We start from the raw sequence: 13,945 nt of genomic DNA, 5'->3' as shown, positions 1-13,945 counted from the left end.
AATCTATTTTTTGAGGACTAAATTCCTTCTTTTTCCCTGCAACTGTTGGCGAATATATGTGTAAGCAGATGGATTGACTGGCATCATGATTTCAGCAAATCGCTGCCAAGGGTTTTGGTGATTGCTAACTTTCATATCTTGAATCAGTTGCTCAAGATGATGAAAATTAAACGGTGATATACATCCGCCGTTCCCTCCACCTGTAGGCCACTGAGTCTTTCTCCAGTGCAACTCTGTTTCCATCTCCTGAGTCATTTCGGAGGATGACGGTAAAACTAAATTACCTTTGACATACTCTGCTAACCACCACGTTCCTACTTCAGATGTTAATTGGGAAAAGAAACTGGAGTTGTAACCCACAAAACCTAGTTGTGGGATATGAGGGTGAATAAGATTGCGGTACAAGTGGAAGTAGCCTTGATCATCAATAAGAAGTTGACGATACTTTTCTTCGAGAAAGGGAACATCCTGGCGAAAGCCTGTCCCAAAGATAACTATGTCTGCGTGCAACTGTTCTCCATTTTCTAGTTCTACACCGTTGGAGACAAACCGTGCGATCGCAGTCTTTTTGGCCTTAAGCTTACCAGAAGATAAATGCTTATAAAAACTGGTGGGAGCGATCGCACTGGAACAGTTGACTGATTTATACAATGGCTTATCAGGTACCATCCCACAAGCATCAAGACCAAACTGTAGGCGGAGAATAATTTCATTAATCTTCCAAAAAGCCCATACCAAAGGTTTCCCTATAGTATGTAGTAACCATTCTATACCTTGGAGTTGGCGGTAGGGAAGCCAAGCTTCCGCAAATCGAGTCAACAAAATATACTTTAAGTTAACCAAACCTAAGAAAAACTTCGGTATTTTCCACAGGATTTGACGGAAAATAATCGTACATTCTTTGGCTATAGGAACAGCGTAGTTAGCTATATCAGTAGCAGACCGACCAAAGCCTACAATGATTATCCGCTGATCTTTCAATAAAGAACTGTCATTAAACTCTGTAGAGTGTAGCACTTGTCCTCCAGATGCAATGAAATCCTCTTTACCAGGTAATAAAGGCATCTTGGGAACATTAAAAATACCGTTGCACACAACAACGAAATCAAACTCATACTGCTCATGTTTTGTCTTACCGTTAGCATCATCCAGAGAGTTGAGATTAACTATCCATCCTGGTTGTATGCCGATTTTTTTCTTTAGCTGAGTGACTTCTGATTGAAAGCGAATCTTCGAGACAATGCCAAAATGCTGTGCGTAAGATTCCAAGTAATTCCGCATTTGCTCAGATGTAGGCCATTCGGGGTAGGATGCAGGCATGGGATAATCAGAGAAAGCATAAGTATCACGAGGATTCTGGGTAGTTAGCCCCACATAAGTTCGAGAAGCTTCCCACACCCCACCAAGTTGCTTCTGTTTCTCGAACACGGTGACTTCATAACCTTCTTCTATAAACGTCTTAGCTGCGACTAGACCACTAATACCAGCACCAATAATACCAATATGCTGAATTTCCATCTTTTTTTGCACCTTTCTCAAAACGTAGTCAGCGGCCATAAGTAGGACGGCGTAAATAATTAAAGGTTTGTAGTGAGTTAGCGCGATCTTGGGGGTCTCCCCCATGAGCGACTAACGTACAGCCTGCGGCATCGGTCGGCATCACTCGAAGAGTGAGGACTTTAGTCCTCAAGTAAAGGCTAGAACCGCTGACTACGAAATGAATTTTAATTATTTTATATTGCTTAACATAGTTTGGTTTTTTCACCTCGTTCTACTTACAAACCTTTAATTATTGATACTGTCCCAACTTATTGGGAAATTGGTGAGGCTAATATCGGCATCGCTACTTAGCTTGATAGCTGATTTTGCAAGAACTCTAACAATGGCTTAACATGTACATCTTCCAACCATTCACTGGCTATATCTTCAATCACATGGTGTTCACAAATCAAAGTAGAACCAGAGTAGCGACGAATAATTGGGTGAAGACTAGGGCTTTGGGCAGCATTATTAACATCATCTTTGTGGACACGCTCGATAGCAAACGGGTCTGGACTAGCATTGATAATATCTAGCCCAAATTCTAAAGTAATTATGTAATAGTGTTCATGCTTGCCTAAATCACCGTCATGTACGTAATCAGTAGGTATATCTTCATAGTATTTTGCTATCTTGTCATCAGCATTAATTACCATTAAGTCACAGATAAAACCAGTTTGTTGCCATAAACCGGAACTGATATTTATCCTCTTAATGATATAATTTGTTAATTCCTCTGGAGTACAATCAACTACTTTAAATGGTAATTCTTGATGATGATACTTATACGCTAAAATTTGATATAAAGCCTGGATATTGTAGCGAAATCCATGAATAAAACCAGATTGTTTTTTCTTGTAATCCCGCACGTGCATAAGTACTCCAGCAAAATACAAGTCTTTGATGTTGGTTGATTCCCAGGAACTGGTTTGTTCGGGAAAGCGATTATTGATAGTTAATTGAGGCTTACATGATTCATCAAAAATAGAATCATCAAAACGAAATCCAGTACAAGCTATTACACGATCATAAACTAAATCTTCTTCTTCACCGTAGGCATGAGTATAAATCACAGAAACTACAAATTTATTATTTTGGCGCTCTATCTTTGTAATAGTTGCATCCAAAATCAAATTTTGGGATTTCAATTGATATGTATCTAAAAGGTTATTATTAACCGCCCGTAAATGCCCCACATATCTTGTTTTCCAAGCTAACGATACTGGGTTGGGACTAGCTATATGAATTAATGCTGCTGTGGCAACTAGATTATTAGCCGTTTCAAAGCCTGAATTACCTTTTCCGATAATTAATACTTTTTGATTGGCAAAATCTTCAGGATTTATAGAAACATTAGTGTATTTTTCTGCTAACTCTATCCCAGGAATTCGTGGCAGATATAGTTGAGAAAAACCTGTAGCGATGATGAGATGATCTGCTGAATAAATATTATCTTTGCTATCTACAACCAGGAATTTATTACTTTTAGCAATTTTGGACACTTGGCAATTATATTGAATTTTGAGCTTAAAGTGTGAGGCAAAATCACCAAGATATCTCACAAGGTCATCTGTATGAGGAAAGTACTGTCTACTATAGTTCTTAAACTTCATTTCTTCGCTATCACTCAGAAGAGAGTTCCAATCCCATCTGAGGTTAATTTCTGGGTTTTCATAACCTGTGTAAACTTTATTAATTGAAATCAATTTTTTATGTCTAGGAAAATCTTTAAAGTAAGTCCCTGGAGTATCACCTGCTTCTAATATGAGGTAACTACGATTGGCTTGTTCTAGAAAATAGCCTAGCTGTAATCCAGCAGGGCCAGCACCAATAATTAAGTATTCAAAATTTGCAACTACGTTCATGGTTTTACCTTTTTACTTCTTTTAGTTACGTCTGCACAATTTATGGAAAGGTCAATCAATCTAAAATCCTTAAATAGCTAGAATTTCAGAGTTTGCGAGCATATGTAGCTGTGAAAGGCAAAAAAGCTAAGTATTCATTAAATGTTTATTGGTTACTTCATGCAATCCTTTTCTGCATAAACTAAAAGGTTGTCTGTAAATTTAGTGAAAACATCAAAAACTTTTTCAACTAATTCAAATGCTTCTTGACGCGTATTTTCTGTTAGTTGAATTTCTTTAATAAATTCTTCTATTCCAGATGAGCCAGTTGTATGTCCAGTTTCTACATTTAAATGAAAATTGGCAAAATATAAAAACTCCTTATGAGTAATTAACTGAATTTCTTTGCCAACTTCAGAAGCAATGGAAAACATAACATTACCTGTTGCTTCAATCACTTCAATTACTACTAGTTTTTGGATGGGTTTGGCGTTTAAAGTATATTTGTAAAGTTGATATACTAACCAGCGAGAGGGTTCTGTTTCTTCGCCCCAAAGAAATTTCAAAGCATCACTAAATTTTAATGATTGGTCAACACCTAAGTTTTTAACATCTTCGATAAACCACCGCCAATGATGGTCATCTTCGTAGGTATGTTTGTTAATTATTACCTGAATAGGATCAAGGCTTCCTTCTTCTCGGAAAACATATTTGTTCATTTCTCCAAAATTCATGATAAAAGGAGCGGCGTATGTTGCCCAAGCTAGTCTTTGTCTGGGATCTATGCTTTGATTTCGCATAAATTCAAATAAAGGCGCATTGGCAAATTCTCGCTTTTTATTTTCAATGAATGCAAGGACTTCTTTCATGTTGATTACTTCCATTGACGAAATTAACTATTAAACTATGCTGCCTATAAGCAAAATGCACTAACATAATCTGCAACTACGGCAAATTAATCCTGTAAGTCAGATAGTTAATATGGTGAAATAATTGAATAATTACTTAGCGCTAGTCATAGAGAGCCAATATTCACTAGATCCGTTTGATTAGTTGGTCAGTAATGTCAGCAGGTTAAGGTTTATCTTCACATTACTTCTGTTTAGATTTTCAAGTGTGATTGCTATTTCACAAGTAAACATATTAACTATTGTTTATTTTTTTTATGAAAATGATATCCGTGATAATTCTATAATTTTGATTATTGTTTTCAGATTCAAAAAGTTATTAATAGTAATTTATGAATAAGTGATTTCACGTATTTTTTATCTAAAAATATATTTTTATCACTTCTTTAAAGCATTAATAAAATCACATAAAAAGATTCATTTGCCAGTATTTATTTGAATTATTTTATATCTAAATATCATCCTTAAAGGGGATGACAAGTCAGAAAATTGAAAAATACAGGATTGGGCAGAGATGGGATAGATAGAATATCTGAGCTTGTTTCCTGTATTTCTTGAAAGAATCAATATATTTTTGGGAAAACTGATGAAGAAGGGTAGGCACTACCTAAGTGACTTCTCTCGATAAAACTTAGAGAACATTGCAAAGTCCATCGGTGCCGACTTATTGGCAATCAATAGTTTGGGAACCTGCCCGCGGGCTGTGTAAATCTAGCCTTACTGCATGATGGTAGATGCTCAAACATTTGACGGTTATTAGCATTCAGGAAAACTCAAGATGATGAATATCTCCATTCACCTACCGGGCTATCGCATCATTGAATTGATTCACACTAGTAGCAGAACCCTTGTTTATAGTGGGCTACGGGATGGTGACGACAAACCGGTAGTCATCAAATTCCTCAATAATCAGTATCCCAACTTCAATGAATTGGCACAATTCCGTAACCAATACACCATTGCCAAAAACCTGGACTTTTCTGGTATAGTCCAACCTTACAACTTGGAAAGCTATGGCAACAGCTACGCCCTAGTTATGGAAGACTTTGGCGGTATTTCTCTCCAGGAATGGATGCAGGCAAATCCTCTGGATATGAGTGAATTTCTCTATATTGCTGAGAAAATTGTGTCAATTATTAATCAACTACATCGTCAGCACGTTATTCATAAAGATATTAAACCCGCCAACATTCTCATTAACCCCAGCACTCTGGAAGTCAAACTCATCGACTTTAGTTTGGCCTCCCTGCTACCAAGAGAAACTCAAGAAATTCAAAATCCCAATATTCTCGAAGGTACTCTTGCTTATCTGTCTCCTGAACAAACAGGGCGGATGAACCGAGGTATTGATTACCGGAGTGACTTTTATTCTTTGGGTATCACCTTTTTTCAACTCCTCACCGGACAGTTACCTTTTATATGTGATGATGCAATGGAGTTGGTGCATTGTCATATTGCTAAATCTCCACCACAACTAAGTGATATCAACCCCTCTCTTCCCCCAGTTTTGTCAGCCATTGTCGGTAAGTTGATGGCGAAAAATGCTGAAGACCGCTATCAAAGCGCCTTGGGGTTAAAATATGATTTACTTTTATGCTGCAACCATTGGCAAGCAACAGGAAATATTAGTAATTTCCATGTAGGAATGCGGGATATATGCGATCGCTTCGTGATTCCCGAAAAACTGTATGGTAGAGAAGCCGAAGTTGCCAGTTTACTAGCTGCATTTACCCGTGTCACCGCAGGAAACACGGAAATGATGTTAGTGGCGGGGTTCTCTGGTATTGGTAAAACAGTTGTTGTCAACGAAGTGCATAAACCCATCGTGCAGCAACGGGGTTATTTTATCAAAGGGAAATTTGACCAACTCCAGCGTAATATCCCCTTTTCGGCATTGGTGCAGGCCTTGCGGGATTTGATGGGGCAATTGTTAAGTGAAAATGATGAACAAATCGCCCAATGGAAAGCTGAGATTTTGACAGCATTAGGGGAAAATGGTCAGGAGATCGCTGATGTTATACCCGAACTTGAATATATCATTGGTAAGCAACCTGCTTTGCCTAAATTATCTGGTAGTGCTGCCCAAAATCGCTTCAACTTGTTATTTCAAAAGTTTATCCAGGTTTTTACTACTCCTCATCATCCTTTAGTTATCTTTCTTGATGATTTACAATGGGCAGATTCTGCGTCTTTAAAGTTAATTCAACTATTAATGAGTGAAGCAGATCAAAAATATCTCTTACTCCTGGGTGCTTATCGAGATAATGAAGTTTCAGCGACACATCCGTTAATGCTGACTTTAGATGAACTGAGGCACGCTCAATTAAATACTATTTACTTAAAATCCCTTAATTTCACTGATTTAAATTATCTAATTGCCGATACCCTTACTTGTTCACCAGAACTAGCACAACCTCTAACTAAACTTGTCTATAACAAGACTCAAGGAAATCCCTTTTTTAGTAATCAGTTTCTCAAGTCTTTATATGAAGATGGATTAATTATCTTTAATAGCGATATTGGTTATTGGCAATCTGATATTTCCCAAGTCCAAGCCCTCGCACTCAATGATGATGTCGTGGAATTTATGGCACTTCAGTTACAGAAGTTGCCTTTAGTAACTCAGGAAATTTTACAATTAGCCGCCTGTATTGGCAACCAATTTGACCTAGCTACTTTAGCAATTATCTCTGAAAAATCTCCAGCAGAAACTTCAGCCAATTTGTGGAAAGCATTACAAGAAGGTTTAATTTTACCCAAGAGTGAAATTTATAAATTTTATCAAGATGATGTGGAATTGAACAATAGAGATTGGGGATTAGAAATTAAAACATCCTCTCCATCGCCAATTTATAGATTTCTCCATGACAGAGTACAGCAAGCAGCTTATTTCTTAATTCCCCCAGAGCGAAAGCAAGCAACTCATTTTAAAATTGGTCAATTATTGTTAAATAATACCCAAGAAGTAGAGCAGTCAGAGAAAATATTTGAGATTGTTAACCAATTAAATTATGGAATAGATTTAATCACTGAACAGAGTCAAAGAGATAAACTAGCACAGTTAAATCTGATAGCCGGAAAGAAGGCTAAAACTTCGACAGCTTATGATACTGCTGTGAAATGTTTTGCCATAGGACGACAGCTACTAACTAATTATAGCTGGCAACTTCATTACAATTTAACCCTGAATCTTTATATTGAGTCAACTGAAGCTGCTTATCTTAATGGCGATTTTGTCCAAATGAATGAATTGGCAAATATTGTAGATCAACAAGCCCATACCTTATTGGATAGAATCAAAGTTTCTGAAATCCAAATAGTGGCTTGTAGTGTGCAAAGCCAATTTATAGAAGCAGTAAAAATAGGCTTATTAGTTTTAAATCAGTTAGGAATTGATTTACCAGAATCACCACAAGAATCGGATATCACCCAAGGATTGGCAGAAATTAGCAAAAAATTAGATGGAAGACCAATTGAAAATTTAATCGAACTGCCATCAATGATTGACCCTAATCATCAGGCAGCAATGCAACTTTTAGCAACAGTATCATCTGCTGCCTATCTTGCCAATCCTCAACTGATGTTTTTGATCATATTTAAAATGGTCGAATTATCTATTGAACATGGTAATGCCCCTGAATCATCTGTTGGCTATAGTTATTATGGGCTAATTTTGTGTGGTTTTTTCCAAGATATTGAAACGGGTTATAAATTTGGTCAACTTGCTTTAAAGCTTTTAGATAATTTAAACCTTAAAAATTTTCAATCCAAAGTTTTAACTTTAAATTATACGTTTGTACAACATTGGCGAGACCATATCAAATATAGTTTACAACCGTTGTTAGAAGGCTATAAGTCGGGAATGGAAACAGGGGATTTAGAATATGCTGGATATTGTGTTAATGCCCATCATTTTAATTCCTTTTATATTGGTGCAGAACTGGGGGAATTAACGAGAGAAATGGCCAATTACACCAATGTATATCTGTCTATCAAACAAGAAGTAGCCCAAAATCATTTCAATATTCATTTTCAGACAGCACTTAATTTACTCAATCAAGCAACAGAGCCTTGTGAACTCGTGGGTAATGCTTATAACGAGCAATTAATGTTACCCAAGCATCAAAGCGATAATGAATCAATTACTATTGGATTTTTATATATCAATAAGATGATGCTTGCTTATTTATTTTATGAGTATAATCAAGCAAAAGAAAATGCTGTAATAGCTGAAAGATATCTAATTTATTTGACAGGGTTGACACATATTACTCTGTTTCATTTTTATGATTCACTTACACAATTAGCTTTGTATAAAACAAGCAATAAAGCTGAACAAGATGATATTTTAGCTAAGGTGCAAATTAATCAAAACAAAATGCAAAAATGGGCATATTATGCACCAAATAATTATTTGCATAAGTTTTATTTGGTAGAAGCAGAACGACATAGAATTAATAGTGAATATGCTAAAGCAATAGAGTATTATGATCAGGCGATCGCACTGGCTCAAGAAAATGAATACATCAACGAAGAAGCCCTAGCATATGAGCTTGCTGGCAAATTTTATCTGGAATGGGGCAAAGAAAAAATTGCTCAAATATATATAATTGATGCCTACTATGCCTATGCCCGCTGGGGAAGTTCAGCCAAAATTTATGACTTAGAAAAACGTTATTCACAACTTTTGTTATCTATCCTCAAGCCGCAAAATATCAGCCTCAAAAATGATCAAAGTATTGTCTATCTCCATAGCGAAACTGTAACTGCTAGTAGTACAAGTGGAGCCAAACTTTTAGAGTGGGCAACCATTATGAAAGCCTATCAAGCTATCTCTAGTGAAATTGAATTAGAGAAATTACTGGATACTTTAATGCAAGTAGTTATAGCTAATTCTGGCGCGCAAATAGGTGTTTTATTAATGTGGCAGCAAGACAATTTAGTAATTGCAGCTACAGGTAATATGGAAAATGAAAAAGCTCACATATTACAGGCTATTTCTCTGAGTGAATGCCGAAATGTACCCTGTTCTACTATTAATTATGTCCAGCGCACTCAAAAAACTTTAGTTATCAATAATATTTCTGAGGATCGGAGATTTGCTAATGATCCTTACATTATTCACAATCAACCCAAGAGTGTGTTGTGTACTCCCATTCTCAACCAAGGAAAAATTATTGGTATTCTCTACCTAGAGAATAGACTGACATTAGGAGCATTTACAAGCGATCGCATCGAAATTCTCAACTTGCTGTGTTCTCAAGCCGCTATCTGTTTAGAGAATGCGCGACTCTACCAACAGTCCCAAGAATCTCTAGAAAATTTGCAGCAGATGCAACTCCAATTAGTACAGAGTGAGAAAATGTCAGCTTTAGGTAATTTGGTGGCTGGAGTAGCTCATGAAATTAATAATCCAGTGGGTTTCATTGCTGGTAACTTACAACCTGCTGTGGACTATGTAAAAGATTTGTTACATATTATTGACCTTTATCAACACTACTATCCCCAACCAGTAGAGGAAATTACCGCAGAAATCGCCACCGTAGATTTGGAATATATTCGTGCTGATTTACCTAAATTAATTTCCTCCATGAGAGAGGGTGTACAACGCATTCGCGGCATTAGTACAAGTTTACGCACATTTTCGCGGGCAGATAGCGATCGCAAAGTTTTCTGTAACATTCATGATGGCATTGATAGCACCATTCTCATTCTCAAACACCGTTTAAAAGCCAACGAAACTCGTCCAGAAATTGCAGTAGTGAGAGATTACGGTAATTTGCCTCCCATCGAATGTTTCAGTGGACAATTAAATCAGGTTTTTATGAATTTGTTAGCTAATGCTATTGATGCCTTAGAAGAATTTAATGCTAGCCGTAGCTTAGATGGAATGATGGCAAATCCTAATCAAATTACCATCCAAACTAGGCTTACTGAAGATAAAAATCATGTCCTGATTAAAATCAAAGATAATGGTATCGGTATGTCAAATCAAGTAAAACAAAAAATATTTGACCATTTATATACTACTAAAGCTGTAGGACAAGGTACAGGTTTAGGATTATCCATCACCCGGCAAATTATTTTAGAAAAACATGGAGGAATGCTAGAAGTAAATTCAGTGTTGGGACAAGGTTCAGAATTTCTCATTACTATTCCTGTTCAAGCTGAAATATTAACTTAATATAGGCACAATATTTGATTTTTTTTTGCGTGGCGCACGCACTTAGATTCAAATACAAATACACCATTAGAACTAAAACATACTCACAATAAATCCAAAATAAAAAATGTCTAATTCCCCAGAAGATAGCTTGATTTTAATCGTCGATGATACTCACACAAATCTCGAATTTATCTCACAAGTATTAATAGAAGCCGGATTTAAAGTTGCTACGGCGTTAGATGGAGAAATAGCACTAAAGCAAATACAAAATAAATTACCTGATTTGATTTTATTAGATGTCATGATGCCGAAAATCGATGGCTTAGAAACATGTAAAAAAATCAAAGAAAATCTAGAAACGCGTGATATACCCATAATTTTTATGACGGCTGTTTCAGATATAGATACTAAAATCAGAGGTTTAGGTTTAGGAGCTGTTGACTATATCATCAAACCATTTCACGAAGAAGAAGTATTAGCAAGAATCCACACCCATCTACAATTACGAAACCTCACCAAAACATTAGAACAACGCGTAAACGAAAGAACAGCAGCACTTTCCCAAGCCTTAAAAGACCTACAAGAATCACAAATTCAACTGGTACATAAAGAAAAAATGTCTGCTCTTGGTCAATTAGTAGCAGGAATTGCTCATGAAATTAATAATCCAGTTGGTTGCATTTATGGAAATCTTGGACATACTTCCCTATATTTCCAAGATATGATTAAACTGATTAACCTTTATCAGCAACACTATCCTCAACCAGTTGCCGAAATTCAACAAGAAATGGCAACTATAGACTTAGATTATATGCGTTCTGATTTACCTAACTTAATTGGCTCTATGAAAGAGAGTATTCAGCGCATTCGTAACATTAGTACCAGCTTACGTATCTTTTCTCGAGAAGATAGCGATCGCAAAGTTTCTTGTAATATTCATGATGGTATTGATAGCACTCTCATGATTCTCAAACACCGCTTAAAATTATCAGAGGGTCGTCCTGACATTGAAGTAATTCAAGATTACGATAATTTACCTGAAGTAAAATGCTTTAGTGGGCAAATGAATCAAGTTTTCATGAATTTATTAGCCAATGCTATTGATGCTTTAGAAGAGTCTAACATCGGGCGTAGCTATAGTGAAATTGAAGCAAATCCCAACCAAATTAAGATTCAAACTAGGTTGACTGAAGACCAAAATAATGTCTTAATTCGCATTAAAGATAATGGTGTAGGTATGTCGACTGATGTTCAACAGAACATATTTGAATATTTATTTACAACTAAACCTATAGGCAAAGGCACAGGCTTAGGCTTATCAATCGCCCGGCAAATTATTGTAGAAAAACATCAAGGGACTTTAGTAGTGAACTCATTACTAGGACAAGGATCGGAATTTGTCATCACGATTCCTATTTGTTAGAGTAGCTAACATAAATTTTATGAACAAATGTATTCTTGTAGACAAGTAATAGTTATTTTGATGAATTTTTAGGGAAATATAATTATACCCTTAAAAAAATTTATTTATGCATCAGATGGCTTAGGAATAGATGAGCAAGTACAATCAAAATTATTTGATCCTTTTTTCACCACTAAACCCATAGGTAAAGGCACAGGTTTAGGATTATTTGTCAGCTATCAGATATTAGAAAAACATGGTGGACAACTTAGTTGTTTTTCTACTCCCGGACAAGGGGCAGAATTTGTGATTACGATTCCTATGAGCAGGGGTGCAACTGTTTGCACCCCTACAACATCAGCAATGAGTTAATCAGAATCTAATCTACAACTCTTTTGGTTGCTGTGTGACAATTGCACTTACCTGATTTCTCTCAGCAATTGTTGCATCTAGCATTGCAGTATGAGAAATGGAATTGTTAGCCAATGTAAATAGGGGATTGGACAAAATTCCGGCAATGGTAGTGGCAATTAAAGTTACTACTAATCCCACTTGCAAAGGTCTAAATCCAGGCAAATTCCACTGAATTTCTGGATAATTCTTCACGACTTCGGACATTTCTTGGGGTTCTTTGACTACCATCATCTTGACTACACGAATGTAGTAGTAGATGGAGACAACACTGGTTACTAAACCCAGCAAAACTAACCAATAAAGACCAGCTTGCCAACCAGCCCAAAACAAGTAAATCTTCCCAAAAAAGCCAGCTAATGGTGGAATCCCACCCAAGGAAAGCAATGAGATACTCAGTCCTAGTGTGAGCAGTGGGTCTTTTTGATACAACCCAGAATATTCGGCAATTTGATCGGTTCCTGTCCGCAGGGAGAAGAGAATAATGCAGGTAAAACCGCACAGGTTCATGAACAGGTAAACCATCAGGTAAAACACCATACTGGCGTATCCGGCTTCAGTACCTGCAATCATGCCAATCATCACAAACCCAGCTTGAGCAATGGATGAATAAGCTAGCATCCGTTTCATACTGGTTTGGGCGAGGGCGACTACGTTACCCAACACCATACTGAGGACTGCCAGGGCAGTGAAGACAAATCTCCATTCGTTAGCAACGAGGGGGAAGACTACTGTCAACAAACGAATAGCTAGGGCAAAACCTGCGGCTTTGGAACCCACAGACAAAAAGGCAATTACCGGGGTAGGAGCGCCCTCGTAAACGTCTGGTGTCCACTGGTGGAAGGGTGCAGCAGAAATTTTAAAGCCGATACCTGCAATGACGAAAATCAGCGCAATTACCAAACCTAAAGATTGACCAACGTTAGCTGCGGCAATACCGTTAGCGATCGCATCTAATTCTGTTTGTCCACCGGATAGACCGTACAGCAAGGAAACGCCGTATAAAAATATCGCTGTACTGGACGCACCAATCAACAAGTATTTCAGCGCTGCTTCGTTGGAGCGGGGGTCACGCTTAGTATATCCTGTGAGCAAGTAAGAGGAAATACTGAGGGTTTCTAGTGAGATGAAAATCATCACCAACTCACTAGCACCGGATAAAAACATTCCTCCCAAGGTTGCACTCAGCAAAATGGCAATGAATTCTGCTAAAGCAGTACCACTCTGCTCAACGTAGCGAATTGACATCAATATAGTGACAACCGCTGACAAGGCCACAATACCGCGAAACACGATACTGAGGTCATCACCCACAAAACCACCACTAAAGGAGATGGGATTAGTCGCATCCCATTGAAGATAAAGGGCGCCAACCGCAGCCATTAAACCTGCGATCGCCAGATATCCAATCCAGCGTGAAGATGTACGCCCCAAAATCAAATCCACAATCAAAACCCCCAAGAGGGTAACAATTACAATCCCCTCTGGCAAGATTGTTCCAGCATTGAGCTGGGATGTAAGATTAGCAAAATCCATGAGATATATAGGTTTTGGCGATTAGACGTTAAGGCTAGTTGAGTTTATTTTATCTATTGTTCTTCACCAACGTTGCATTTATCTTTATTTCTACGTGTTTGGGACTGGAGATTGGGGAGATGGGGAGATGGGGGGATGG

Annotated in this window: 7 protein-coding genes and 1 pseudogene; 3 read left to right on the top strand and 5 right to left on the bottom strand. The window is 37.3% G+C overall.

Annotated features, from left to right (window positions below; all coding sequences use genetic code 11):
- Positions 1–3: 3 nt before the first annotated feature.
- The 4 genes from ACM0OS_RS19680 to ACM0OS_RS19665 form a co-directional block, all read right to left on the bottom strand.
- Positions 4–1,518 (bottom strand): flavin-containing monooxygenase, encoded by a 1,515-nt coding sequence (locus ACM0OS_RS19680; protein ID WP_414544889.1) that lies wholly within the window; start codon positions 1,516–1,518, stop codon positions 4–6.
- 28 nt (positions 1,519–1,546) lie between these two features.
- Positions 1,547–1,765: a hypothetical protein gene (locus ACM0OS_RS19675; protein ID WP_414544888.1), complete on the bottom strand. Its 219-nt coding sequence runs from the start codon at positions 1,763–1,765 to the stop codon at positions 1,547–1,549.
- Positions 1,766–1,847: 82 nt separating this feature from the next.
- On the bottom strand, positions 1,848–3,404 hold the full coding sequence (locus ACM0OS_RS19670; protein ID WP_414544887.1) for an NAD(P)-binding domain-containing protein: 1,557 nt from the start codon (positions 3,402–3,404) through the stop codon (positions 1,848–1,850).
- Between the two features lie 152 nt (positions 3,405–3,556).
- Positions 3,557–4,252, bottom strand: coding sequence for a hypothetical protein (locus ACM0OS_RS19665; RefSeq protein WP_414544886.1), 696 nt, complete (start codon positions 4,250–4,252; stop codon positions 3,557–3,559).
- A gap of 817 nt (positions 4,253–5,069) precedes the next feature.
- Between ACM0OS_RS19665 and ACM0OS_RS19660 the strand changes: the two genes are divergently transcribed.
- The 3 genes and pseudogenes from ACM0OS_RS19660 to ACM0OS_RS19650 form a co-directional block, all read left to right on the top strand.
- Positions 5,070–10,475 carry an AAA family ATPase gene (locus tag ACM0OS_RS19660; RefSeq protein WP_414544885.1) on the top strand — a complete coding sequence of 1,802 codons (5,406 nt, stop codon included), beginning with the start codon at positions 5,070–5,072 and terminating at the stop codon, positions 10,473–10,475.
- A 106-nt stretch (positions 10,476–10,581) separates the two neighbouring features.
- Positions 10,582–11,880 (top strand): response regulator, encoded by a 1,299-nt coding sequence (locus tag ACM0OS_RS19655; protein WP_414544884.1) that lies wholly within the window; start codon positions 10,582–10,584, stop codon positions 11,878–11,880.
- Positions 11,881–11,988: 108 nt separating this feature from the next.
- Positions 11,989–12,231: pseudogene (locus ACM0OS_RS19650) on the top strand (sensor histidine kinase); the annotation flags it as partial.
- A gap of 12 nt (positions 12,232–12,243) precedes the next feature.
- Here the strand turns inward: ACM0OS_RS19650 and ACM0OS_RS19645 are convergent.
- Positions 12,244–13,806, bottom strand: coding sequence for an NAD(P)H-quinone oxidoreductase subunit N (locus tag ACM0OS_RS19645; RefSeq protein ID WP_414544883.1), 1,563 nt, complete (start codon positions 13,804–13,806; stop codon positions 12,244–12,246).
- Positions 13,807–13,945 lie beyond the last annotated feature (139 nt).

Origin of the sequence: Nostoc sp. CCY0012, assembly GCF_963920855.1 — a bacterium.
Taxonomy (GTDB): Bacteria; Cyanobacteriota; Cyanobacteriia; order Cyanobacteriales; family Nostocaceae; genus Cyanocohniella.
This window is presented reverse-complemented; position numbering and strand designations above follow the sequence as displayed.

Coding starts and splice junctions, on each gene's coding strand:
- ACM0OS_RS19655 (WP_414544884.1), top strand. CDS start 10,582: ATGTCTAATTCCCCAGAAGATAGCTTGATTTTAATCGTCGATGATACT.
- ACM0OS_RS19660 (WP_414544885.1), top strand. CDS start 5,070: ATGATGAATATCTCCATTCACCTACCGGGCTATCGCATCATTGAATTG.
- ACM0OS_RS19665 (WP_414544886.1), bottom strand. CDS start 4,252: ATGAAAGAAGTCCTTGCATTCATTGAAAATAAAAAGCGAGAATTTGCC.
- ACM0OS_RS19645 (WP_414544883.1), bottom strand. CDS start 13,806: ATGGATTTTGCTAATCTTACATCCCAGCTCAATGCTGGAACAATCTTG.
- ACM0OS_RS19680 (WP_414544889.1), bottom strand. CDS start 1,518: ATGGAAATTCAGCATATTGGTATTATTGGTGCTGGTATTAGTGGTCTA.
- ACM0OS_RS19670 (WP_414544887.1), bottom strand. CDS start 3,404: ATGAACGTAGTTGCAAATTTTGAATACTTAATTATTGGTGCTGGCCCT.